This window comes from Bradyrhizobium sp. WCU1 (genome assembly GCF_053474805.1).
Genome location: NZ_CM130280.1, coordinates 6,853,087 through 6,875,863, shown reverse-complemented (window position 1 = coordinate 6,875,863; position 22,777 = coordinate 6,853,087). Strand labels below are relative to the sequence as shown.

The following is a 22,777-nucleotide window of genomic DNA, read 5'->3' as shown; positions in this document are numbered from 1 at the left end:
ACGGATGCATGGAGCAAGGCATGACGAGACGTCCCCGTAAAGCTCTGATCATCGGCGCCGGCATCGCAGGTCCGGTCACCGCGATGTTCCTGACCCGCGCCGGTATCGAGGCCGAGCTCTATGAAGCCTGGCCCTACTCCACCGGCATCGGCGGCGGCCTGCAGATCGCACCCAACGGCATGCACGTGCTGGCGGAGCTCGGCCTCGCCGACGAGCTGATCCGCAACGGCTCGATCGCGGAATCCTTCGACTTCTATTCGCAGGGCGGCAAGAAGCTCGGCTCCCTCAACCAGAACATGCAGCAGCGCTTCGGCCAGCCTGCGGTGAACATGTGCCGCGCGACCCTGAACGAGACGCTGATCGACAAGGCCTGGGCTTCCAACGTCTCGGTATTCTTCGAGAAACGGCTGGTGAAAATCGAAGACCGCGGCGACCAGCCCGTGATCGCCTATTTCGCCGACGGCACCACCGCCGAGGGCGATTTCGTAATCGGTGCCGACGGCGTGCATTCGGCGGTGCGGCGTCACGTGATCCCTGACGGACCGACGCCGTTCGACACCGGGCTGATCGGCTTCGGCGGCTTCGTGCCGCGCGCCGTGATCGAACACCTGCCGATCGGCCAGCGCGTCGAGACGACGTTCGGACAGAGCGGCTTCTTCGGCTACGGGATGTGCAGCCCCGATCCGCAAGCCGGCGTGATGTGGTGGAGCACGCAGCCATCGCACGGCATGACCGCGGCGGCCTACCGGTCGCACAGCCAGCACGCCATCAGGCAGCACCTGCGCGAATTCCACGCCGGCTGGCACGCGCCGATCCCCGAGATCATCGAGGCCGCCGAGAACATCGTGGTCACCGACACGCTCGACGTCGCGACGCTGCCGACCTGGTCACGCAAGCGCACACTGTTGATCGGCGACGCCGCGCACGCCACCAGTCCGCATGCCGGTCAGGGCGCCTCGCTCGCGCTGGAAGACGCGCTGCGGCTCGGCATGCTGATGCGCGACGGCCAGGATCTCGGCCTGACGTTCCAGGCCTTCGAGCACGAGCGGCGCCCGCGCGCGGAGAAGATCGTGGCGATCGCGCGCCGCAACGGCAACAGCAAGCGCGAGTTTAGCCCGACCGGCGCCTGGCTGCGCGATCACATGCTGAAGCTGCTGCTGCCGGTGTCGTCCAAGGGCATGGACTTCATGTACGCGTACAATCCGCGGGCGGCGGCGTAGCGCGGCGGCTGTCATGCCCCGTAGCACCACTGTCATGCCCGGCGAAAGCGGGGCATCCAGTATTCCAGAGACGTCAATGCTTGAGCCGAGAAGCCGCGGCGTACTGGATCGCCCGGTCGAGTGCCGCGCGATGACAACGTTGGAAGTTGCGCGACTTACTTCTCGACCTCAAACGTCAGCCCGGCGTGATCGACCAGGCGCTTGATCAGCTTGCCCTGCATCGCCGCTCCCGGCGTCCAGAAGCCGGGCGCGACATCGGGCGTGTCGCGCAACAGGCAGATCGCGCATTCCGAGATCATCTTCGAGGTCGAGCCGTAGCCGGGATCGCGATCGCCCTTGATGCCGGCGCGGACCATGCGGCCGTCGGACGCGACCGCGAGATAAAGCAGATCGTAGCGGCCGTTCTCGCGCTCTTCCTTTGACGGCCCCTCGCCCGGCTTCGGCGCGCTGGGGCCGGTCTTCTCGGAATTCAGCGCCATCACCTTCTTTGCATTGGCCTCGCCCTTCTCGCCCGGGCCGGTCAGGACCATCTCGTCGTAAACGAAGTCGCGTCCGTACGGAAAGCCCATCAGCATGTTGGAGCGATGGACGTTGCGCGTGTTGATCAGCGCCATCATGAACGGCGCGGTCCACGAGTGCAGGTCGTCCTCATAGGCCGGCTTGCTGCCGCGCGGCTGCTTCGGGCCCTCGAAGCCCGGCGTCAGCGCGAACGGATTGTTGAGGATCGCGACCAAGCTCAGATCCTTCGCGACCGCATCGAAAGTCGCCTTGGCGCTCGCGGCGGTGCCGCCGGACAGCGTGCCGCGCATGTCGCGCACGCGGCCCTTGACACGCGCGGCCGGCGCGCCGAACACGCGCTTGGCTTCCTCCTGGACGAAGAACGTTCCGAGCTCGAACGGCACCGAGTCGAAGCCGCAGGAGAACACGATGCGCGCGCCGCTGGCCTTTGCCGCGGCCTCGTGCTTGTCGATCATCTGCCGCATCCAGACGGGCTCGCCGCAGAGGTCGAAATAGTCGGTGCCGCTTTCGACGCAGGCCGCGATCAGCTCGTTGCCGTAAAGCTGATACGGCCCGACCGTCGAAATGACAGACTTGGTCTGCGCCAGCATCGCCTTCAGCGATGCGGCATCGCCGGCGTCGGCAACGATCAGCGGCGTGTCGGCGGGCGCGCCGATCGCGTCACGCACCGAGGCGAGCTTGTCCTTGCTGCGCCCGGCCATCGCCCATTTCAGGCTGCCGTCGCGATAATGCGCGGCGAGATACTCGGCAACGAGCTGGCCGGTGAAGCCGGTCGCACCGTAGACGACGATGTCGAGTTTCGACGAGGACATGGGTCAGGCTCCCTGCGCAGCGAATTGGGCGCCCTTTTGTCATCGCGGACGCGGCGACGCAATCCAGTATTTCCTGCCGCTATTTCTTGCGGCTATTTCTTGTAGGACACCCCCATGCCGGCGCGGACGTCGGCCTGGATGCCATAGGGCGCGATCGGATAGCGCAGGCCGTTCTTGGCGAGCTGCTTCATGCCGGCGATCGCCTTCACCAGATGGGCCGGCGGCAGCGCCATCAGCATCTCCTCATCGGGCACACCGCCATAGCGACGCTCGGCGAAGCACGGCAGCGACAGGCTCGGCTCGCCGGTCTTCAACGCCCGCCCCCATGAGTCAGCACAAGCGGTCTCACCGACCACGCCCCACTCGAACTTCTTGTATCCCGTATATTGAAGCCCGTTGATCAGGATGATCATCTGGCCCGGCGTCGCGTAGACCAGGCAGATGTCGGGCGGATTGAGCCGGCCGCTGGTCAGCGGGCTCACCACCATCGCCTGATACTGCCCGTAAGGCACGACGTCGAGCGCCTCCTGGCGCTTGCGCGCGTCCTCGGCGGTGCCGTGCCAGACCCCGACATAGTTCTCGCCGGCGAGCCACTTCTCATCCTGCGGCGCGAGCCCGATCACCGCGCGACATTGCGCGCCGACCAGATCGTCGCCGGTGATGCCGACGGTCCAGCCGAGCCGCGAGGCCATGCTGACGATCTGGTCCGTGGTGTGCACCGCCGACGGGCGGCGGATCTTCGGGATCGCCTCCATCTCCTCGACCCGCGCGAACATCTTGATGCCGATGACCGTGGTCTTCAGCCGCAGCAGATTGTTCAGATCGGCGACGATCGCGGCGAGATCGAACTGTTCCGGCGGTGTCTGCTGTTGCATGCGTAAGCTCCCGTGATCGGCGGCTTGGCGCCGCCTGTTGTGTGGATGTTAGCCGGAATGCACAGGCGAAGCGACAGCCGCCTTGCGCTACCGCACGGCCGGTCCCGGCAGCAGATCGTCGGTCTTGCCGGCCAGATGATAGGCCACCAGCCCGATCCACTCCCGCGCGCCGAGATCGGTGCGCGACAGGCCCTCGATCGCAAGCGTCGCGAAACCAAAGACGTTGCCGACGCGCCAATCGACCGGATAGGCCTCGACATCGAATCCCGCCTTGCGGAACAGCCCGACCGAGCGCGGCATGTGATAGGCCGAGGTGACGAGCAGCCAGCGCTCGCCCGGCTTGGGATCGACCAGCTCCTTCGAGAACACAGCATTCTCCACCGTGTTGCGCGAGCGGCGCTCGATGGTCAGTCGCGATATGGGAATCCCGAGGCTCTCGAACATCTCGGCGGCATAGTCGGCCTCACGCGCATCATTCGAGATCAGGTTCGCGCTGCCGCCGGTGAACATGAGGCGCGCGTTCGGATATCTGCGCGCGAGCGCGGCAGCTGCGATGATGCGATCGGCCGCACTGCGCACGACAGGCGTGCCATGCGCCACCGACAGATCGGCATCGATCGAACCACCCAGCACAATGATGCCGTCGGGCGCGCCGCGCGAAGCGTCCCATGGCGGGAAGCGCTGCTCCAGCGTCGCGATCAGGACATTGCCGAGCGGCGAGAAGCCGCAGATCGCGAGCAGCAGCAGTGAGGCGACCGTCAACCTGCGGCCGAGGCGAACAAACCGCGTCGGCAACAGTGCGGCGCCGATCACGCCGATACCGATCAGGAAATTGATCGGCAGCAGCATGATGCCGAGCGTCTTGGACAGCACAAAAAACAAGGGAAGCCTCTGCGAAGTTCTGCTACAGCGTCATACGCTGCTGGGAAACCAATCAAAAGCCGTTACATGACCCATCATCACCTGAAATCCACACCCGAAACCTGTCATTGGGGCTTCTTTGAAGCCAAACTGAAGCCGGTCCTTAACGTCGCGAGCGGCGACGAGGTCACGATCGAGACCGTCAGCGGTGGTGCCGACGTGGTGCCCGACCGCAGCAAATTCCACGTCCCACCCGAGCTCGACGACATCCATGCGAAGAGCGAGCGGATGGTGCCCGGGCACATCCTGACCGGTCCGATCGCGGTGGCCGGCGCCGAGCCCGGCGACGTGCTCGAGGTCGATATCCTCGACGTCCAGCTTCGGCAGGATTGGGGCTACAATCTGATCAAGCCGCTGTCCGGCACGCTGCCGGACGACTTCCACGAGACCCGCGTCCTCAACATCCCGCTCGATCGTGCGCGGATGGTCGGCCGCATGCCCTGGGGGCTCGACCTGCCGCTGAAGCCGTTCTTCGGTGTGATGGGTGTCTCGCCGCCGCCGGCCTGGGGCCGCATCTCCTCGCTCATCCCGCGCGCGATGGGCGGCAATCTCGACAACAAGGAGCTAGGGGCCGGCGCCAAGCTCTATCTGCCCGTGTTCGTGCCGGGCGCGCTGTTCTCCTGCGGCGACGGCCATGGCGTGCAGGGCGACGGCGAGGTCTGCGTCACCGCGATCGAAACCGCTCTCACCGGCCGCTTCCGCCTCACCCTGCGCAAGGACCTCAAGCTCGCCTATCCGCGCGCCGAGACATCGGACCATTACATGACCATGGCGATGGATCCCGATCTCGACCAGTGCGTGGTGCGGGCGCTGCGCGACATGATCGTGCTGCTCGGCGAGAAGCGAAATCTGTCGCGCGAAGACGCCTACACGCTGTGCAGCCTGGCCGCCGACCTGCGGGTGACCCAGACGGTCAACGGCTCCAAGGGCATTCACTGCATGATCGCCAAATCGGTCGTCCACGGCTGACACGCGGTCGATAGCCGCACTTGTGTTCCGCGCGTGCGGCTCGATACAATCCCCCTCCCAACGAACAAGAATGGACGGGGACGGATATGCTGAAGGACAGGCTTTCGCCGGCCGACGAAGCTGCGCGCGACAAGGAGATGCGGGAGACGCTCGCCGCCTGCCCGCGGATCCTCGATCTCATCGCCCGCGGCCCGCAGGGCGCGCCGGACGCCGAAGCCGCGATCTATCTGCGCTCGCCGCTCGATCCCAACCCGGTCGTGATCTCGAACGATCAGCTGATGGGCTACGTCAAGGCGGCCGAAAACTACTTCCGCGCGGAGGGTATCGGCAAGAACGATGCGGTCGCGATCCTGCTGCCGGCATGTCCTGCGACCGTGGTCGCGATCTTCGGCGCAGCCGCCTGCGGCGTCGCCGAACCGCTCAACCTGCTGTTCACGCGGGAAGCGATCACGGCCCAGCTCAATGCGATCAACGCAAAATTGTTGCTGGCGCCGCCACCGGGAATGCCGGGCGGCCTGTATGAAAGGGTCGAGGGCCTGCAGCGCGAGGTGCCGTCGCTCCGGCGCATCGTGGTTGTGCCGCTCGACGGCAGTATCGCGTTCGACGGCGAGGTGCTGCGGCCGGATCCGGCCTGGCGCGACGACTACGGCAAGTCGAGGGACATGAGCGAGGCCGACCGCGTCGCAGTGATGCTGCCGACCGGCGGCACGACAGGCCATCCCAAGGTGGCGCGGCTGACCAATCGCGCGATGGTCGCCTCCACCGTCTCCTCGCGCATGGCGCTCGATTTCCACCGCGGCGAGCGTGCGATGATCACATTGCCGCTGTTCCATGTCGGCGGCTTGTTCTGCACGACCGCCAATTGCCTTGCCGCCGGCACGACGATGTTCATCCCGGGTCCCGCCGGGGCGCGCGATCCGGCGCTGATCACCCATTTCTGGAAAATCATCGAGACATACCGCGTCAACATCGCCGGCAACGTGCCGACCACGCTCGGCGCGCTCGCCGACATCCCGGTCGCCGACAGCGACATTTCGAGCCTGCGCGTCACCGCCACCGGCGCCTCGATCTGCCCGCCGGAGATCGAGCGGCGCTATCTCGCGACCTGGGGCGGCGACTGCATCCAGCAGCTCTACGGCATGACCGAGCTCGCCGGCGCCATCACTCACGACGTGCACGGCGTGAGGCCGCGCGCCGAGAGCGTCGGCACCCGCAATCCGTTGGTCGAGCTTGCGATCCTCGAGGGCGGCAAGCTTCACACCGGGCCGTGGCCCTCGCCGGTCGGCGAGCTCTTGACCCGGGGCCCGCAGGTGTTCGCCGGTTACGTCGACGAGAAGCAGACCGAAGAAGCATTCCGTGACGGCTGGCTGCGCACCGGCGACATCTGCCGGATCGATGCCGACGGCTTCGTCTACATCATGGGCCGCGCCAAGGACGTCATCATCCGCGGCGGCCACAACATCGATCCGCGTGCGATCGAGGACGCCGCGCTGGCGTTTCCGGGCGTGGCGCTGGCCGCGGCCGTCGGCCGTCCCGACAGCTATGCCGGCGAAGTGCCGATGCTGTTCGTCTCGGCCCAGCCCGGCGCGCAGATCGATCCGCAGGCGCTCGCCGCGTTCGTGCAGGACAACATCCTGGAGCCGCCCGCCCGTCCGCGCGTGGTGTCGGTGATTGCGGAGATGCCGGTCACGCCGGTCGGCAAGATCTTCAAGCCCAAGCTGCGCGAGATCGCCGCCGGCGAGGCCGCGCGCGAGCTGCTGGCGCGGGAAGGATTGTCCGACGAGGTCAGCGTCGAGGCCATCACCGACCCGTCCCGCGGGCTGTACCTCAGCGTGAGCGCGCCTGCGGACAAGGCCGAAACCGCCGAGCGGCTTCTGAAGACGTTCCCGGTCAAGGTCGAGCTACGCACCTAACTCATTCATATAGCTAAGTAATCTGATCGTGACGCCGTGCCGGAATCCGCCTCCGGCGCGGCTGTTCGCATTTTGCGACCGGCGCTTGACGAACTGCCTCATTTCTAAATAGACTCTAAATAGATACTTTTCAGTACAGGCGTTCAGGGTTAAGCGTTTTCTCATGGCTACGGAAAAGGCCGAAACCGACCGCGTCCCGGTCACACTGGCACTCTCGACCATTGGTTATCTCGAGAAGCTGGTGAGACAGGGCACCCACGGCACGAGCGTCCCGGGCGTTGCACGGACATTGATCGAGGAAGGCATTCGGCTCGCCATCAAGGACGGGTTGCTTGCAATCCGCGACAACGGACGCACGCCCTGACGGCGCACGCGTCCGCGCGGCGGTTCAACACAGAACGTGGAACCGTCAGATGATTGTCAACCAAGAGACCTGGACGCCAGAGCGCGTCGACCAACTCAAGATCTACTTTGAAGCCGGCCTCTCCTGCCGCGACATCGCCGTCAATATCGGCGTTAGCCGCAATGCTGTCATCGGCAAGCTGTCGCGGCTGAACCTGACGCGCACGACGCCGGAGGAACGCCGGGCACGGCGAAAGAAATCCGCCGTCCACGCCGCGCAACGGGCGACCGCGAAGCAGCAACTCCAGCTGCTTCAGGCGGTCTACGAGACGGAGCCCTACGATGCGCCTGTTGTCAGCGTCAACAACTGTTCGCTGTTCGAATTGAGCGAGCAGCGCTGCCGCTGGCCGATCAGCAGCCCGGGCGCCGATGATTTCTGCTTCTGCGGCAACACTCCGCTCGGCGGGATGCCCTATTGCCCAGGGCATTACCGCCTCGCCTATCAGTCCGGATCGCGCCAACGCGCGATGCGCGGTAGTTGATGGCAACAAGCAAGCGCTGCCCCCGTGATCCCCGCGCAAAGGCTTTGCCTTTTCGCGGGGGTGACGGGCCTCAGTCCAATCAGCCGACCTTCCAGCCGGTCGCCGCTACGAGGTCCTGATAAAACTCCGGCGTGTATGCCTGCTCCGGCGTCTTGCGCACGCGCTCGTCGAGCATATGCGCATCGTCGCCGACCAGGATACGCCAGCGATCGGCCTTGACGCCGTCGAGGATGATCTTGGCGGCGGCGGCCGCCGTGGTCGGCGCCTCGTCGTGGAAGATGCGGGCACGGTCGAGCGCGAGTTGCTGGATATCGGCATCCGACATCTTGGCGACGTCGATGCCCTGCCCTTGCAGACGCTGACGCGCCTGCTTGAGCTCGTCGGGATTGAGCTGATCTGAGCCGTTCTGTACCTTGCGCGAGTTCGACACGATCGAGGTGCCGATGTGACCGGGCATCACGACCGAGCATTTGACATGCGGCGCGTTGAGGCGGAGATCGTTGATCATCGCCTCCGTGAATCCCTTCACGGCGAATTTCGCGGCGCTGTAGGCGGTGTGGGAGACGCCGAGCCCGACCGAGGCCCAGAAGCCGTTGACGCTCGAGGTGTTGACGATGTGTGCCTCGTCGGCCTTCACCAGCAATGGCAGGAAGGTGCGGACACCGAGATAGACGCCGCCCCAGCAGATGTTGAAGGTGCGCTCCCACTGTTCGCGCGTGTTGGTGAACAGGCTGCCGCCGCCACCGATTCCGGCGTTGTTGAACAGCAGATGGATCTTGTCGGTCGCCTGCTGCTCGACCAGCTCGTCGCGGAAGCGCTTGTAGTGATCCTCGATCGAGACGTCGGCGACGTGGGTGGTGATACGCAGCCCCTGCGGCAGCTTCTCGACCTCGCAGAGCCGCTTGGTCTCCGCCATCGCCTCCATCGAGACGTCGCACATCGCGACATTGCATCCCTCTGCGACGAGTTGCCGTGCGAGCTCGCGTCCCATGCCCGTGCCGCCACCGGTGATGACGGCAATCTTTCCGGCAAAATCCTTCATGTGGGATCCGTTCCTTCCCTGCTTTTTCTTGGTTTCGGCTGGAGCGCGGATCGCAGTCCCAACCATCTGACGGAAACACTGTACATCACCGAATTATCGTCCAGCAACGGCGCGCGCCCCTCACGCGCAGTTGAGCCGTGCGGATCAGATTGAAGCAGAGGGGCGCGTCATGAAATCATTCCGCGTTGCGAACAATCTGACATCGACAAGCGGATACAATGATCGTGCATGTCGTGGCCCGATCGGTCGTGACAACGCTGATGACGATCGCTGTTGGACTATTGCGAAACGCGCGGCGTTGCGGTTGATCGGCTCAACTCGAGATCCTCCCGCGCTATTCGGCTGTTTCGATCCGCACCGGCGCGCGCCGCCGCAGCACAGCGGTGCCGGCGCTCACGGCCAGCTTGAGCAGGCCGCGCCACGAGAAGTCGATGACCACCTCATGGTGCCGCAATCCCTTGCCGCCCTTCACCAGCCCGAGATCCCGTATCAGGCAATAGTGGCCGCTGCTCATGCGCGCCAGGCGGCTGTTCTTAAAGCGTCCCATGAACGACGAGAATGCACTGCGGATCGATTCCGTCAAATCTTGACCGCACCGAATCAAAAACCTCCGGCAGGGCATTGCCGGAGGTTTGGGAGGCTTAGCATGACGCTAAGAGCCATCATTCAATGTGTTGGCTACTCCGTATATAGTTTAGTAGATCAGCTAAGTAAATAAGTTTGCGGCGAATGAATCGCATGGCTCGTCTTCGTTGTTCGCGTGGACAGAAATGACGCAGCCAAAGCCCTTTTGACGCGCTTTCTTCACGCGGACCGGTATCCACTTGCTTGAGAACGCTCTCGTCCATCGCGAGAGCTTTCACTCAAAGAAAAACCCCGGCAGTTGCCTGCCGGGGTTCTGTCAGATCCTGATCAGATCAACCGGTATTACCAGTTACGCTGAGCGCGGAAGAGCATCTGGACAGTGTCCTGATTCTTCAGCTCGTAGGTCGCGACCGGCTTGCCGATCGCACCAGCCGACGTGGTGATCGTGCCGGCATACTTCTGATCGAGATGGACGTAGGTCACGTCGGCCGAGAAGGTCAGGTTCTTGACCGGAGTCCAACGAGTGATCAGGCCGAGCTGACCGATGTTGTAGTCGGGGTTGCAGCTGGTCACACCAGCGCCGCCAGCGAAGGCAGCGCGGAACGTGCCACCGACGCCACCAACGCCGCAGATGAGCGACTTAGCCGTGTCGTTGTACATGACCGCAGCGTATGCACCGTACAAGCTGGTGTTCCAGTAGGGATCCCAGTTGTGGGTGTACGCACCGCGGAAGCCCCAGGTCTTGATCGACTGCTGCTGACCGCCGGGGCCGAACACCGTGTCGGGTGCCGTGCCGAAGCCAACGCTGCCGTAAGCGCCCGGCAGGTTTGAGCCGCCATAGATGACGGCCGAGCTGATGCCGCCGGCCAGATCCTGGATGTTGTAACGGGTCGCGCCGTCGGTGTAGACGCCCTGGATGTTGATGGTGTCACCAGGTCCGGTCGGGATGTTCTTGATCGACAGGGCCAGTGCACCAGCCCAGCCCCACTTGTCGTCGGGATGGCCGGTGACTTCGGTGGCGCCGTAGTAGGCTGCGTGGTTGTCATGGGCTGCGATCGACGCCTGGAAGATACCCCAGGCCTGGTCGACCTTGAGCGCAGCGATGAAGTCCGGCGTGATCGTGCCGGCATAGTCGCTCGCGCCGTACGCACCACCAGCACCGAGGTTGTTCACGCCAGCCTGCGTGTAGGCAACCTGATCCTGCGCCGACAGAGCGAGCGAGACGCCGTTGCCGAACTGCGCGGTGTAGGTGAACTGGTTGACGCCGTTGGTGGTGTTGATGCCACCGACGAGGGCGTCGTAGTTGTTGCCCGGATAGGCAGTCCAGGGCGCAGCGAACTGCGAGACGGACTTACCAATGGTGAAGCCGGCGAACTGGATGAAGGCGTAGTAGACGCCGACCGTACCAGCCGCAACCGCACCGGAGTTGGCGTTGTTCGGAGCGCTGACCGTCGCCGCGCCGGAACCGAGGCCCGAGTAGACGGTGCCGCCGGCGCCGTTGGCCGCGTAGCTGTCCGAGGTCCAGGTGAACACCGCATCGAAATAGGTGCGGACCACGCCGTACTCGGTCGCGGTGCGCGTATCGATGTTCAGGTCTTCACGCGAACGCCAGGTGTAGCCGTTGGTGAAACGGTTGTTGGCTCCGCTGGCGCCGTTGGTATTCGGACCGTACACGCCGTTGCCGTTGACCACGAGGTCAGCGCGGACGAAGCCGCCCAGCTTGATGCAGGTGTCGGTGCCGGGGATGTAGTAGAAGCCCGGACCATAAAGAGAGCAGACCTTCACGTACTCGACCGCTTTGGCCTTAACGGGAAGATCGGCCGCCTGTGCCCCGCCGACCGCGACCAGCGCGGCGGCCGAGCCCAGAATAAGGCTCTTCGCCAATGTCATATCAAACCTCCAAGTTGCTCATATGCGTAGAGTCCGGGTCGCGAGCGCCCCGTGATCCTCCCGCATTGTCCAAGACCGTTTTCCCCAAACCCCGCACCCGCAGATCAATCTCTGGGAGTGCGGCGGACTTGAACGATCACCGCAACGGGACGATCGAGATTCCCCTACCGCCGGGTTCAATATGCATGCGCGAGTTCGCCAATCAAAATAGTTTATAAAGTCAGGAATGCGAATGCGGCCACACTGTGTCTCGTCGGCAACGCTCGCCGTAAGCCCCTTGTATGTGTGGGCAAAATTGTCGCACCCAAAAAACCGAACCGTCACATACGCATCATAATTGCTTTACGTTCACTTGCGTTCCTGAGCGACTTACGAGAAAAAATACCGCGCCGACGCGGGAACAAAGAAATAAATCAGCACAAAGCTGAGTCGGCACCTAGGGAAGGGGAAGCTGTGTCAGTGACCAGGAAGGATTCGACGCGTCAGCGCGCCATCGAGCATCTCGACATCATCAAGCGCTTCACGCTCGAAATTTCATCCATCAATTCGCATCTTGAACGGGTCCGCCAACTCTGGGGCAAGGCGCTTGGCGTCAGCGGTCCGCAATGGATGATCCTGATGGCGATCTCGGATCTCGACAAGGATGTCGGCGTACCGATCAACGTGGTGTCGAAGCTGCTGCACGTCGATCCGTCGTTCGTGACCACGCAGTCAAAGTTGCTCGAGCAGAAGGAGTTGCTGCGTCGCGCGCCCTCCCCGGCCGATGCGCGCGTGGTCCGCCTGTCGCTGACCGACAAGACCCGCAAGCATCTGGCGGGCCTCGCCGAGCAGCACAAGGCGTTCAAGAAAACCGTGTTCGAGGAATTCAGCGAGCCCGAATTGGCCGAGTTCACGGCCAAGCTTGCGACGCTCACCAATCGCCTGGAAAAGGCGTGCCTGATCGCAGCGATGGATTTCGAGACCTGAGGCGGCGGGCCACGCTGGGCCGAAGGCAACGCCGGTTTGAGAACTCGAATGCTTTGAAAAATGGTCGGAGCGAGAGGATTTGAACCTCCGACCCCTAGTCTCCCAGACTAGTGCGCTAACCGGGCTGCGCCACGCTCCGATGCCGTTCCATTAGCTGCGATCCTGCGTTCGCGCAAGGCAAAGCAGGGCCTCGAAGGCAGCAATCCGGGCACCGGTTCCCGCCCGGGTTTCCTTGGATCAGCCGTCCTTCATCGCAGTATCGATCATCTGCCGGCAGGCAACCAGCTCCTGCAGCACGCGTTCGAGCCGCTCCCGATCCGCTGACGGAACGGAAGGCCGCACCGGCGGCGGCGCGGACGCCTTGCCCGGCTGGGCATGCGCCTTGTAGGTCGACAGGATCGGATCCTCGTCGGGATCGACGAATCGGTAGTCGATGCCCTTCTCGTCGCCGTCGCCCTCCTCGCCGTCGAAATCGAGGCCGTCGCTGCTCTCGACGTCGTCGGGCTCGGCCATGCTGTTGCCGACCGCCTCCTCGACCGCGCCGAAGGAGACCGCGGCGGCCTGGTCGGCGATGCCCTGCACCGACTTGATGCCATGTTCTTTCAGGATCCGCTGCACGCCGCGGATGGTATAGCCTTCGCCGTACAGCAGCCGGCGGATGCCCTTGAGCAGGTCGACGTCGTCGGGGCGATAGTAACGGCGTCCGCCGCTGCGCTTCATCGGCTTGATCTGCGCGAAGCGCGTTTCCCAGAACCTCAGCACATGCTGCGGGATATCGAGTTCGTCAGCGACCTCGCTGATGGTACGGAACGCATCCGGCGCCTTGTCCAAATGCCCGCTCCTCTTGGCTTCAACGCCAGTTAATCGGCCTTGCTGCCGTCGCCATTGGTGACGGCATGGCCATTGATCCGCTGCTTCAGGATCGCCGACGGCTTGAACACCATCACACGCCGCGGCGAGATCGGCACCTCGGTGCCGGTCTTTGGATTGCGGCCGATACGCTGGCCCTTCTTGCGCACCATGAAGGAGCCGAACGAGGACAACTTCACCGTCTCGCCCTTCTCAAGGCAATCGGTGATCTCCTTCAGCACCAACTCGACAAACGCCGACGATTCCGTGCGCGACAGACCTACCTTTTGGTAGACCGCTTCGCACAAATCGACGCGCGTCACTGTTTTTCCGGTTCCCGTCGTCATCGCCTGCCCCGCACTCTCGGCGAACAATTTCCTGACTGAAATTAAAAGCTTAGCGCGCGATGGTCAACAGCGACCAGCATGCACGCTGGAAAAGAACCTTACGAAATATCCGTACTTTTAAGCGAAGCACTCACCAGCGCACGAGCGCCGAGCCCCAGGTGAAGCCGCCGCCCATCGCCTCGAACAGCACAAGATCGCCCTTCTTGACGCGTCCGTCCTTCACGGCGACCGACAGCGCCAGCGGGATCGAGGCGGCCGAGGTGTTGCCGTGCTTGTCGACTGTCAAGACCACCTTCTGCGGCGCAATATGCAGCTTGTGGGCGGATGCGTCGATGATTCGCTTGTTGGCCTGGTGCGGAATGAACCAGGCGATGTCATCGGCGGTGAAGCCGGTGGCGTTGAACGCATCGACGATCACGTCGGTGATCATGCCGACGGCGTGCTTGAACACCTCGCGGCCCTCCATCCGGAGATAACCGACCGTCTTGGTCGAGCCGGGACCGCCATCGACGAACAGCTTCGACTTGTGGCGGCCATCCGAGCGCAGATGCGTCGTCAGTACGCCGGGATCGTCGGTCGTTCCTGAATGCGGCTGCGCTTCCAGCACGACCGCGCCGGCGCCATCGCCGAACAGCACGCAGGTGCCGCGGTCGCTCCAGTCGAGGATGCGCGAGAAGGTTTCGGCACCGATCACCAGCGCCCGCTTGTGATGGCCGGCGCGCAGGAAATTGTCGGCGGTGGTCAGCGCAAAGACGAAGCCGGAGCACACCGCCTGCAGATCGAACGCGACGCCATGGTTGATGCCGAGCGCATGCTGGACCGCGACCGCGGTCGCCGGGAACGTGTTGTCGGGCGTCGAGGTCGCCAGCACGATCAGGTCGATCGACTGGGCGTCGACCTTGGCATCGGCGAGCGCGGCCTGCGCCGCCTTGATCGCAAGATGCGAGGTAAACTCGTCATCGGCCGCGATGTGCCGCTCGCTGATGCCGGTGCGCTGCACGATCCAGTCATCGGACGTGTCGATTCGCTGAGCCAGTTCGGCATTGGTCAAAACCCGCTCCGGCAAATATGAGCCGCAGCCGAGCACTACCGAACGTATCGCAGTCACGAGACAGCCTCCTGCGCGGTCTGCGCCTGCACCAGGGCGCTGCCGTCGCGATTGAGCATCTGATTGATCTTGGTGAGGAGATCGTAGTGGGCCATCTCATAGCCAACATCGACCGCGTAGGCAAAGCCTTCTGCGTTGACGCCGCCATGGCTCTTGACCACCACGCCCTTCAGGCCGAGCAGTATGCTGCCGTTCGACTTGTTGGGGTCGAGCTTGTCGCGCAGCTTCTGGAACGCGCCGCGGGCGAGCAGATAGCCAATCCGCGCCAGCCAGCTCGACGACATGGCCTCGCGCAGCAGGGCGAACATCTGGCGCGCGGTTCCCTCGGCGGTCTTGAGCGCGATATTGCCGCAGAAGCCCTCCGACACGATCACGTCGGCGGCGCCCTTGCCGATGCCGTCGCCCTCGACAAATCCGATATAGTTGAATTGGGACGCGTTCATCGCCCGCAGCATGCCGGCGGCCTCGCGGATTTCCTCGTGGCCCTTGATCTCCTCGGACCCGATATTGAGCAGGCCGACAGTCGGCCGCTCCAGGTTGAACAGCACGCTCGCCATGGCGCTGCCCATCACCGCCAGCGTCGTCAGATGGTGGGCATCGCCGCCGATCGTGGCGCCGAGGTCGAGCACGACGGAATCGCCGCGCAAGGTCGGCCACACCGCGGCGAGCGCCGGGCGGTCGACGCCGGGCAGCGTCCGCAGGTTGATATTACCCATCGCCATCAGCGCACCGGTATTGCCGGCCGAGATCGCGACATCGGCCTCGCCGTGCTTGACGGCGTCGATCGCAAGCCACATCGAGGACGCCCTGCGGGTCCGCCGCAGCGCCTGGCTCGGCTTCTCGTCCCCCTTCACGGCGACGTCGGTGTGGATCACCTTGGATACCGCCTTCAGCGCGGGATGTCTGGCAAGCTCCGGCTCGATCTGGGCCTGGTCGCCGACCAGCAGGAATTCGCAGTCGGGGTGACGGCTCAATGAGATCGCGGCGCCGGGAATGACCACGGAAGCGCCGACATCGCCCCCCATGGCGTCAAGCGCTATTCGAACCTTATGAGGCATGAACGTCCCGGAAGCCTGCTCTCCCACAGCCCTTCAGACGAAGACCGCGAGCTTGAAGTCACCGCCGTCAACGGCGCCTGCCGAAACGCCAACTCGCGTCCCGGCCGGGCCGCGACAATAGCGTGTCCGCGGTCCGACACAACCTCTTGACCACGAACGAGGCAGTGGCCGAACCGTCACACGACGCATCAAGCTATATCAGAAATACATTGTATTTCAATGTATTGTGACAGTTATTTGAAGTGGCCACGGACACCGTTCGCGCAGCTCTGCAGCAAGCCATCCCCGCAAATGTGACGTCGGCCGCCTTTAGCTGCCCTTGGGCTTCTTGCCGTCAGGCTTCTCCTTCAGCGCCCTCAGCGCGGCGAACGGATGATTTTCCGGATCAGGCGCTTCAACCTCCTGTTCAAAAACCGCATCCACCTTGCGCGGATATGGGTCGATGCCGAGGAACAGCGCGTCGGTGGCGAGCCGGCCGATGTCGATGAAGCCCCCGACGATCGGCTCCGGCGGGTCCGGCGTCTCCTCGCCGCTCTCCTCGGCGTCGTCGACCAGGTCGGCCATCTCCGGGATCTGCTCGGGCGGCGCGAACACCACATCGATCGGCTCATCGATCTCGTTCTCGATCGGCTCGAGCGTCACCACGCAGGTCTGCCCGATGCGGGCCTGAACCCGGCCGGTGACGTGATAGCTGCCGTCGCGCTTGGGCTGCAGGTCAAACTCCGCCTGCGCCGAGATGACCTCCCGCAACTCCGCGACGTCGGCCATCGCCTTTCGCGCCGCCTCGTCGGCGGCGATCTCACGATGCAGGCCGGTGTCGGGGATCTGCGCAACGTTGACGAGGACGCGCCAGGGATCGCGATCGCGCTCGGGCCGCCCTGTGGTGCCGCCGCTCATGCCGCGCTCCCGGCCGCCTGCGGCGCGGGGAAGCGCCACGCTCCCTGGATCAGCGCCGCACGGTCCGCGCGCGCCAATCCGGCCATCGCCTCCCGGGCATAGGCGGCCAGTTCATGGGCTTTCTCGATATTCTGACCGTTGAGGATGTTCTTGCAGAACGACTCGGCCAGGGCCTCGTCGCGGTCGGTCAGCGCCAGATCATAGGCCGCGGTGCGACCGTAGAACGCTTCGCCGAACGCCTGCATCCGCTTCGGCACCGTGAGGTCGCCGACGCCCATTTCCCTGAGATTGTCGTCCATGTCGATGCAGAAGTGATCGAACAGGGCCTGTGACAGCTCCGCACCGCCATCGACGGATTTCAGTCGGCGCAACACCATCCACAGGTGCATCAGAAGCAGGTCAAAACGGCCATTAACCGTGTCCGGAACGCCCAAGTCACGGTAAAATAACGGTTCTCGCGCCTGCGTCACGATCATGCCATAGATGGTCTCAATGGTGCTCCGCGCGGGCACCCGGGGTCTTCTCAAGTGATTGAACGGCCAAAGCATGACGGGTTCCGGCTGCCGGCCCCCCAAAGGACACCTGTTGAGGGTTCGCCCGTTGGAGCTCGGCATGATTGCAATCCATTGAGCTGCCCGGTACGTCAATGCTCCGGCCGATGCAAGGGGACGGATCAGTTCCGCCGATGAACCACACTCTTTCACGACAGTCTCGCACGGCTTCCGCGCGCGGGTTCTTCATGCGCTTCCGCGCCCTCGCGGTCGTTGGCCTCGTCTGCGGCGCCGCGCTCGGCGGCTGTGCCGGTGAGCAATTCCAGAAGGGCTACATCCTGCCCGACGGAGCGCTCGAGCAGATTCCGATCGGCGCCAGCCAGGATCAGGTGCTGATCGTGCTCGGCACGCCGTCGACGGTCGCAACGCTGGACGGCGAGGTGTTCTATTACATCTCGCAACGGACCTCGCGCCCGGTCGCATTCATGAATCAGCGGGTGGTCGACCAGCGCGTCATCGCGGTCTATTTCGACAAGAACCGGCAAGTGCGCCGGCTCGCCAATTACGGCCTGAAGGACGGCAAGATCTTCGACTTCGTCAGCCGGACCACGCCGACGTCGGGCCAGGAAATGTCCTACCTCACACCGCTGTTCAAGCTGCTGAGCTTTAACTAGCGCGTAAGGAACTGCGCCAGTTTGTCGCTTGCCCAACGGGCAAGCGCTCCCCTAGGCTTGCTCGCAAACAAGAGCCTGAGCAGGGGGTAAGCGCGTGAGAGCCAAGAGATTTTCCCGTCGTACGGTATTGTCGGGCACGGCCGCATTGACGGCCGCATCGATCCTGCCGCGCGCGAGCCTGGGGGCCGGCGACTGGCGGCCGACCGAGACGGTCCGGATCATCGTGCCGGCCGCCGCCGGCGGATCGACCGACGTGATGGGCCGGCTACTCGCGGCGCATTTGCAGCCGCTCTGGGGCCAGTCGGTGGTCGTGGAGAATCGCTCGGGCGCCGGCGGCACCATCGGCACGGCGGAGGTTGCGCGCAGCAAGGGCGACGGCCATACCATCCTGATCGGCAATCCCGGTCCGAACGCGATCGCCTACGGCATCTTCCGCAACCTGACCTACAAGGCCGACCAGTTGCAGGCGGTCTCCAACATGATCCGGATCCCGAACATCGTCTCGGCGCATCCATCGACCGGCCTCAAGTCGATCCCCGAATTGATCGCCTATCTGAAGAAGCACCCGGACAAGCTGACTTACGGCTCGTCCGGCACCGGCCAGAGCCCCCACCTCACCGGCGCCTGGTTCCTGCAACTGACCGGGCTGAAGATGACGCATGTGCCGTTCCGCGGTGCCGGCCCGGCATTGCAGGCCGGGCTCGCCGGCGACATCCAGATCCTGTTCGACAATCTCTATCCGTCGCTGCCGCAGGTGCTGGACGGCAAGCTGAACGGGCTCTGCGTGACGACGGCCGACCGCAGCGACTCCGCGCCCAACCTGCCCGTCATGCGCGAGGGCGCGCCGGAGCTCGCCAAATTCGACGTCGCGTCCTGGTTCGGCGTATTCCTGCCGAAGACGGCACCCGCGCCCGTCGTCGACGAGCTGAACCGCCAGATCAAGGCGATGCTGGCGCGCGACGACGTCAGGAAGAACATCGCCGGCATGGGCGCCCGCGCCGACTACGGCACGCCGCAGCAATTCTCCGACTTCGTCGATGCCGAGACCAGGAAATTCGCCGCCATCATCGAGAAGGAAGGCTTGCAGATGGAGGTCAAGTGACGGCGCAGCCGTCATTTGGGCTCGCGGTGCGGCCGACGCTACGAGGACTTGTTGATCTTCTTCACCTTGGCGTCGGTGGCTTCAATCGACATCGCCAGTTCCATGATCGCCTTCGAGAGTAGCTCGATGGCCTCTGTCTGATCCTGCGATTTGGAGGCGCGAAGCGCATAGTTGCGGGCGGATGAGAGCGACATCGATTGTTCTCCGTGTTGTTCGCGTCTGGCTATTCCAACAAAAACCCCGCGGCTTTCGCCGCGGGGCTTTGGATTCGTTCGTGTCGCCGCTCAGTGCGCGAGGATCGCCAGCAGCAGCAGCGCCACGATGTTGGTGATCTTGATCATCGGGTTCACCGCCGGGCCCGCCGTGTCCTTGTAGGGATCGCCGACGGTGTCGCCGGTCACCGCGGACTTGTGGGCATCACTGCCCTTGCCGCCGTAGTGGCCGTCCTCGATGTACTTCTTGGCGTTGTCCCAGGCGCCGCCGCCCGAGGTCATCGAGATCGCCACGAAGAGACCGGTGACGATGACGCCGAGCAGCATGGCGCCGACCGCGGAGAACGCCGCCGACTTGCCGTCCGCGCCACCACCCGCGATGAAATAGATCAGGAAGTAGACCACGATCGGCGACAGCACCGGCAACAGCGAGGGGATGATCATCTCCTTGATCGCGGCCCGGGTCAGCAGGTCGACCGCCTTGCCGTAGTCCGGCTTGTCGGTGCCCTGCATGATGCCGGGCTTCTCGCGGAACTGACGCCGCACCTCCTCGACGATCGCGCCGGCGGCGCGGCCGACCGCGGTCATGCCCATCGCACCGAACAGATACGGCAGCAGGCCGCCGAACAGCAGGCCGACCACGACGTACGGATTGTTCAGGGAGAAGTCCGGATTGACGCCCTTGAAGTAGGCATGGGCGTTGGAGTCGCTGATAAAGAATTTGAGATCCTGGTTATAGGCCGCAAACAGCACCAGCGCACCGAGACCGGCGGAGCCGATCGCGTAGCCCTTGGTCACCGCCTTGGTGGTGTTGCCGACCGCGTCGAGCGCGTCGGTCGACTTGCGCACCTCCTTCGGCAGACCCGCCATTTCGGCGATGCCGCCGGCATTGTCGGTGACCGGGCCGAAGGCGTCGAGCGCGACGATCATGCCGGCCAGCGCCAGCATGGTGGCGGTCGCGATCGCGATACCGAACAGGCCGGCCAGGCTGTAGGTGACCAGGATGCCGGCGATGATGACGATCGCGGGCAGCGCGGTCGCCTCCATCGAGACGGCGAGGCCCTGGATCACGTTGGTGCCGTGACCGGTGACCGAGGCCGCCGCGATCGACTTCACCGGGCGGTAGTCAGTGCCGGTGTAGTATTCGGTGATCCAGATGATCAGGCCGGTGACCGCAAGACCGACCACGCCGCACCAGAACAGCGAAAGGCCGGTGTAGTCGACGCCGTCGAGCTTGCCGAAGCCGATCAGCCAGTTGATGACGGCGGCAACGCCGATCAGCGACAGGACGCCGGTGGCGATCAGGCCCTTGTAGAGGGCTCCCATGATCGACTGGCTGGCGCCGAGCTTGACGAAGAAGGTGCCGATGATCGAGGTGATGATGCAGATGCCGCCGATCGCGAGCGGCAGCGTCATCATGTTCACCAGGATCGGCGTCTTGGCGAAGAAGATCGCCGCGAGCACCATGGTGGCGACCGCGGTCACCGCATAGGTCTCGAACAGGTCCGCCGCCATGCCGGCGCAGTCGCCGACATTATCGCCGACGTTGTCGGCGATGGTGGCCGGGTTGCGCGGATCGTCTTCGGGGATGCCGGCCTCGACCTTGCCGACGAGGTCGCCGCCGACATCAGCACCCTTGGTGAAGATGCCGCCGCCGAGACGGGCAAAGATCGAGATCAGCGAGGCGCCGAAGCCGAGCGCCACCATGGCGTCGACCACGGTGCGGCTGCCGGCTTCGAGCCCAAGGAACTTGACCAGCACCATGAAGTAGATCGTGACGCCGAGCAGCGCGAGACCAGCGACCAGCAGGCCGGTGATCGCGCCCGCCTTGAAGGCGAGTTCGAGGCCGCCGGCGAGCGAGGTGGTCGCCGCCTGCGCGGTGCGGACGTTGGCACGCACCGAAACGTTCATGCCGATGAAGCCGGCCGCGCCCGACAGGATTGCACCGATCGCAAATCCGAGGGCCACCAGCAGGCCGAGGAAGTAGGCCAGCAGCACGAAGATCACGATACCGACCAAGCCGATCGTGGTGTACTGCCGCCGCAGATAGGCTTGTGCGCCCTCGCGCACCGCGCCCGCGATTTCCTGCATGCGGGCATTGCCCGCATCCGCGTTCAGGACCGACTGGGTCGCCCAGATCGCGTAGACGATGGAAAGCGCCCCGCAGAGCACAATCAACCATAAAGCTGTCATTGAATGTTGCCTCAGATCCTTGATGTAACCCCCGCGCCTATTTGTGCCGCTAGGGCGCGGCAGGCGCTTATTTTGCGAGGACAACCCTCCCCAAAACGGATTGCCTCAAATCGGGCACGACCTTGCCAAAATCGTTACCGCTGTGCAACGCTACCTGTGGCCGAAAAGGCCGATATGGGCAGCTATTTGGAAGGAAAATCGGCGCCGTCCGGCCGAGAATTCTAGAAATGGCTGTAGGACAGCCGCTGCAACTTCAGTTCCCTGCCCTGCCCGTCGAGGAAGCTCGGTGGTGACGAACCGGCAATCAGGCCGCCGATGGCGGTCACCGTGACCTTGGCCTGGCGCGCCTCTCGCAGGAAAGCATCTGCGCGATCGCTCGGGACCGCGCACAAAAGTTCGTAGTCGTCGCCGCCGGCGATCAGGGTCTCGATCCCGATTGCCTTGCGTGCGAGCAGCCCCGCGGCCGCAGATGACAACGGGACGCTCGGCACGTTGATCACGGCCGTCACACCGCTGGCTGCGCAAAGCTTGGCCAGATCGCCGGCGAGACCGTCGGACACGTCCATCGCGGCGCTGGCGTGGGCACGGACGGCACGAGCAAGCGCGTTGCGCGGCTGCGGAACCCGGTAGCGGGCGGCAAGAAAATCCCGCCCGGCGGCATCGTCGGCCAACGCCGCCGCGACCGGACCTCCCTGAAGCACATCGAGACCCAGCGCGGCGTCGCCGATCGTGCCGGTGACGAACACGCGGTCGCCCGCCTGCGCGCCCGCGCGATGCACCATCGTGCCCTGCGGCAGCCGGCCGAACGCGGTGATCGAGATCATCAGCGGCCCCGGCGTGGAAACCGTATCGCCGCCAAGCAGCGGACAGCCAAAATCGGCAGCGTCCTCGCCAAGCGCCCGCGCGAACGGCTTCAGCCAGGCCTCATCGACCTTGCGCACGGCCAGCGTCAGCACGAAGCCGGCGGGCACAGCCCCCTTGGCCGCGATGTCGGACAGGTTCACCCGCAGCGCCTTGCGCGCCAGCGTGTCGGGCGGATCATCGGGGAGGAAATGCACGCCCTCGACGATGGCATCCGTGGTGACCACGATGTCCTCGCCGGCCGCCCTCAGCGCGGCGGCGTCGTCGTCGAGGCCGAACGCACCCGGATCGGTCGCCAGCGGCTTGAAATAGCGCGCAATCAGGGAGTCTTCGCCGGAGGGGCCGTCGTGACGCTCTGCCATGTCGTGCGCCTTACCCTCAGCTGTCAT

Annotated in this window: 23 protein-coding genes and 1 tRNA gene; 8 read left to right on the top strand and 16 right to left on the bottom strand. The window is 64.4% G+C overall.

The window, feature by feature from the left end:
• Positions 1-20 precede the first annotated feature (20 nt).
• On the top strand, positions 21-1,220 hold the full coding sequence (locus ACTUWL_RS32255; RefSeq protein WP_021079095.1) for an FAD-dependent oxidoreductase: 1,200 nt from the start codon (positions 21-23) through the stop codon (positions 1,218-1,220).
• 155 nt (positions 1,221-1,375) lie between these two features.
• On the opposite strand, the gene ACTUWL_RS32250 is transcribed toward ACTUWL_RS32255, so the two are convergent.
• The 3 genes from ACTUWL_RS32250 to ACTUWL_RS32240 all read right to left on the bottom strand — a co-directional run bounded on the left by ACTUWL_RS32250 (position 1,376) and on the right by ACTUWL_RS32240 (position 4,308).
• A complete protein-coding gene (locus ACTUWL_RS32250; RefSeq protein WP_021079094.1) occupies positions 1,376-2,551 on the bottom strand; it encodes a saccharopine dehydrogenase family protein in 1,176 nt (391 codons plus the stop codon).
• Positions 2,552-2,643: 92 nt separating this feature from the next.
• Positions 2,644-3,426, bottom strand: a complete 783-nt coding sequence (locus tag ACTUWL_RS32245; RefSeq protein WP_021079093.1) for a DUF169 domain-containing protein — start codon at positions 3,424-3,426, stop codon at positions 2,644-2,646.
• An 87-nt stretch (positions 3,427-3,513) separates the two neighbouring features.
• The gene (locus tag ACTUWL_RS32240) at positions 3,514-4,308 is read right to left on the bottom strand and encodes a YdcF family protein (protein WP_021079092.1); all 795 of its coding nucleotides are present in this window, start codon (positions 4,306-4,308) and stop codon (positions 3,514-3,516) included.
• A 66-nt stretch (positions 4,309-4,374) separates the two neighbouring features.
• Here ACTUWL_RS32240 and ACTUWL_RS32235 point away from each other — a divergent pair, with 66 nt between their 5' ends.
• From ACTUWL_RS32235 to ACTUWL_RS32220, 4 genes are all read left to right on the top strand, one after another.
• Positions 4,375-5,316, top strand: coding sequence for an acetamidase/formamidase family protein (locus tag ACTUWL_RS32235; RefSeq protein WP_021079091.1), 942 nt, complete (start codon positions 4,375-4,377; stop codon positions 5,314-5,316).
• 86 nt (positions 5,317-5,402) lie between these two features.
• Entirely contained in the window at positions 5,403-7,229 is a 1,827-nt protein-coding gene (locus ACTUWL_RS32230; RefSeq protein ID WP_021079090.1) for an AMP-binding protein, read from the top strand.
• Positions 7,230-7,392: 163 nt separating this feature from the next.
• Positions 7,393-7,593: a hypothetical protein gene (locus ACTUWL_RS32225; RefSeq protein WP_016844973.1), complete on the top strand. Its 201-nt coding sequence runs from the start codon at positions 7,393-7,395 to the stop codon at positions 7,591-7,593.
• A gap of 49 nt (positions 7,594-7,642) precedes the next feature.
• Complete coding sequence (locus tag ACTUWL_RS32220; protein ID WP_021079089.1) at positions 7,643-8,113, top strand: GcrA family cell cycle regulator; 471 nt, start codon at positions 7,643-7,645, stop codon at positions 8,111-8,113.
• Between the two features lie 79 nt (positions 8,114-8,192).
• Here ACTUWL_RS32220 and ACTUWL_RS32215 read toward each other — a convergent pair whose 3' ends face one another.
• From ACTUWL_RS32215 to ACTUWL_RS32205, 3 genes are all read right to left on the bottom strand, one after another.
• On the bottom strand, positions 8,193-9,155 hold the full coding sequence (locus ACTUWL_RS32215) for an SDR family oxidoreductase (protein WP_021079088.1): 963 nt from the start codon (positions 9,153-9,155) through the stop codon (positions 8,193-8,195).
• Positions 9,156-9,489: 334 nt separating this feature from the next.
• The gene (locus tag ACTUWL_RS32210) at positions 9,490-9,669 is read right to left on the bottom strand and encodes a hypothetical protein (protein ID WP_106940212.1); all 180 of its coding nucleotides are present in this window, start codon (positions 9,667-9,669) and stop codon (positions 9,490-9,492) included.
• Between the two features lie 413 nt (positions 9,670-10,082).
• Positions 10,083-11,630, bottom strand: coding sequence for a porin (locus tag ACTUWL_RS32205; RefSeq protein WP_021079086.1), 1,548 nt, complete (start codon positions 11,628-11,630; stop codon positions 10,083-10,085).
• A gap of 453 nt (positions 11,631-12,083) precedes the next feature.
• Here ACTUWL_RS32205 and ACTUWL_RS32200 point away from each other — a divergent pair, with 453 nt between their 5' ends.
• Entirely contained in the window at positions 12,084-12,596 is a 513-nt protein-coding gene (locus tag ACTUWL_RS32200; protein WP_035651500.1) for a MarR family winged helix-turn-helix transcriptional regulator, read from the top strand.
• Positions 12,597-12,657: 61 nt separating this feature from the next.
• On the opposite strand, the gene ACTUWL_RS32195 is transcribed toward ACTUWL_RS32200, so the two are convergent.
• From ACTUWL_RS32195 to ACTUWL_RS32165, 7 genes are all read right to left on the bottom strand, one after another.
• Positions 12,658-12,735, bottom strand: a tRNA-Pro gene (locus tag ACTUWL_RS32195).
• Between the two features lie 98 nt (positions 12,736-12,833).
• On the bottom strand, positions 12,834-13,427 hold the full coding sequence (locus ACTUWL_RS32190) for a MerR family transcriptional regulator (RefSeq protein ID WP_021079084.1): 594 nt from the start codon (positions 13,425-13,427) through the stop codon (positions 12,834-12,836).
• A gap of 29 nt (positions 13,428-13,456) precedes the next feature.
• A complete protein-coding gene (locus ACTUWL_RS32185) occupies positions 13,457-13,792 on the bottom strand; it encodes an integration host factor subunit alpha (RefSeq protein WP_021079083.1) in 336 nt (111 codons plus the stop codon).
• A 130-nt stretch (positions 13,793-13,922) separates the two neighbouring features.
• Positions 13,923-14,900: a beta-ketoacyl-ACP synthase III gene (locus tag ACTUWL_RS32180; protein ID WP_021079082.1), complete on the bottom strand. Its 978-nt coding sequence runs from the start codon at positions 14,898-14,900 to the stop codon at positions 13,923-13,925.
• Positions 14,897-15,958, bottom strand: a complete 1,062-nt coding sequence (plsX, locus tag ACTUWL_RS32175) for a phosphate acyltransferase PlsX (protein WP_021079081.1) — start codon at positions 15,956-15,958, stop codon at positions 14,897-14,899. The genes ACTUWL_RS32180 and plsX overlap by 4 nt, the downstream gene beginning before the upstream one ends.
• A 309-nt stretch (positions 15,959-16,267) precedes the next feature.
• A complete protein-coding gene (locus ACTUWL_RS32170; RefSeq protein ID WP_021079080.1) occupies positions 16,268-16,855 on the bottom strand; it encodes a YceD family protein in 588 nt (195 codons plus the stop codon).
• Positions 16,852-17,403 carry a ubiquinol-cytochrome C chaperone family protein gene (locus ACTUWL_RS32165; protein ID WP_021079079.1) on the bottom strand — a complete coding sequence of 184 codons (552 nt, stop codon included), beginning with the start codon at positions 17,401-17,403 and terminating at the stop codon, positions 16,852-16,854. Before ACTUWL_RS32165 ends, ACTUWL_RS32170 begins: the two co-directional genes overlap by 4 nt.
• Before the next feature lie 191 nt (positions 17,404-17,594).
• Here ACTUWL_RS32165 and ACTUWL_RS32160 point away from each other — a divergent pair, with 191 nt between their 5' ends.
• A complete protein-coding gene (locus ACTUWL_RS32160; protein ID WP_021079078.1) occupies positions 17,595-18,020 on the top strand; it encodes an outer membrane protein assembly factor BamE in 426 nt (141 codons plus the stop codon).
• 94 nt (positions 18,021-18,114) lie between these two features.
• The gene (locus ACTUWL_RS32155) at positions 18,115-19,122 is read left to right on the top strand and encodes a Bug family tripartite tricarboxylate transporter substrate binding protein (protein ID WP_021079077.1); all 1,008 of its coding nucleotides are present in this window, start codon (positions 18,115-18,117) and stop codon (positions 19,120-19,122) included.
• 38 nt (positions 19,123-19,160) lie between these two features.
• Here the strand turns inward: ACTUWL_RS32155 and ACTUWL_RS32150 are convergent, their stop codons facing one another.
• From ACTUWL_RS32150 to thiL, 3 genes are all read right to left on the bottom strand, one after another.
• A complete protein-coding gene (locus ACTUWL_RS32150; protein ID WP_021079076.1) occupies positions 19,161-19,316 on the bottom strand; it encodes a hypothetical protein in 156 nt (51 codons plus the stop codon).
• Positions 19,317-19,406: 90 nt separating this feature from the next.
• Positions 19,407-21,527, bottom strand: a complete 2,121-nt coding sequence (locus ACTUWL_RS32145; RefSeq protein ID WP_021079075.1) for a sodium-translocating pyrophosphatase — start codon at positions 21,525-21,527, stop codon at positions 19,407-19,409.
• A gap of 221 nt (positions 21,528-21,748) precedes the next feature.
• Positions 21,749-22,750, bottom strand: coding sequence for a thiamine-phosphate kinase (thiL, locus tag ACTUWL_RS32140; protein WP_021079074.1), 1,002 nt, complete (start codon positions 22,748-22,750; stop codon positions 21,749-21,751).
• Between the last annotated feature and the right edge of the window lie 27 nt (positions 22,751-22,777).

Excerpts from the sequence above, each read along its gene's own strand:
- ACTUWL_RS32255 (WP_021079095.1), top strand. The coding sequence starts at position 21 with ATGACGAGACGTCCCCGTAAAGCTCTGATCATCGGCGCCGGCATCGCA.
- ACTUWL_RS32250 (WP_021079094.1), bottom strand. The coding sequence starts at position 2,551 with ATGTCCTCGTCGAAACTCGACATCGTCGTCTACGGTGCGACCGGCTTC.
- ACTUWL_RS32245 (WP_021079093.1), bottom strand. The coding sequence starts at position 3,426 with ATGCAACAGCAGACACCGCCGGAACAGTTCGATCTCGCCGCGATCGTC.
- ACTUWL_RS32235 (WP_021079091.1), top strand. The coding sequence starts at position 4,375 with ATGACCCATCATCACCTGAAATCCACACCCGAAACCTGTCATTGGGGC.
- ACTUWL_RS32230 (WP_021079090.1), top strand. The coding sequence starts at position 5,403 with ATGCTGAAGGACAGGCTTTCGCCGGCCGACGAAGCTGCGCGCGACAAG.
- ACTUWL_RS32225 (WP_016844973.1), top strand. The coding sequence starts at position 7,393 with ATGGCTACGGAAAAGGCCGAAACCGACCGCGTCCCGGTCACACTGGCA.
- ACTUWL_RS32220 (WP_021079089.1), top strand. The coding sequence starts at position 7,643 with ATGATTGTCAACCAAGAGACCTGGACGCCAGAGCGCGTCGACCAACTC.
- ACTUWL_RS32215 (WP_021079088.1), bottom strand. The coding sequence starts at position 9,155 with ATGAAGGATTTTGCCGGAAAGATTGCCGTCATCACCGGTGGCGGCACG.
- ACTUWL_RS32210 (WP_106940212.1), bottom strand. The coding sequence starts at position 9,669 with ATGAGCAGCGGCCACTATTGCCTGATACGGGATCTCGGGCTGGTGAAG.
- ACTUWL_RS32205 (WP_021079086.1), bottom strand. The coding sequence starts at position 11,630 with ATGACATTGGCGAAGAGCCTTATTCTGGGCTCGGCCGCCGCGCTGGTC.
- ACTUWL_RS32185 (WP_021079083.1), bottom strand. The coding sequence starts at position 13,792 with ATGACGACGGGAACCGGAAAAACAGTGACGCGCGTCGATTTGTGCGAA.
- plsX (WP_021079081.1), bottom strand. The coding sequence starts at position 15,958 with ATGCCTCATAAGGTTCGAATAGCGCTTGACGCCATGGGGGGCGATGTC.
- ACTUWL_RS32170 (WP_021079080.1), bottom strand. The coding sequence starts at position 16,855 with ATGAGCGGCGGCACCACAGGGCGGCCCGAGCGCGATCGCGATCCCTGG.
- ACTUWL_RS32165 (WP_021079079.1), bottom strand. The coding sequence starts at position 17,403 with ATGCTTTGGCCGTTCAATCACTTGAGAAGACCCCGGGTGCCCGCGCGG.
- ACTUWL_RS32160 (WP_021079078.1), top strand. The coding sequence starts at position 17,595 with ATGCGCTTCCGCGCCCTCGCGGTCGTTGGCCTCGTCTGCGGCGCCGCG.
- ACTUWL_RS32150 (WP_021079076.1), bottom strand. The coding sequence starts at position 19,316 with ATGTCGCTCTCATCCGCCCGCAACTATGCGCTTCGCGCCTCCAAATCG.
- ACTUWL_RS32145 (WP_021079075.1), bottom strand. The coding sequence starts at position 21,527 with ATGACAGCTTTATGGTTGATTGTGCTCTGCGGGGCGCTTTCCATCGTC.
- thiL (WP_021079074.1), bottom strand. The coding sequence starts at position 22,750 with ATGGCAGAGCGTCACGACGGCCCCTCCGGCGAAGACTCCCTGATTGCG.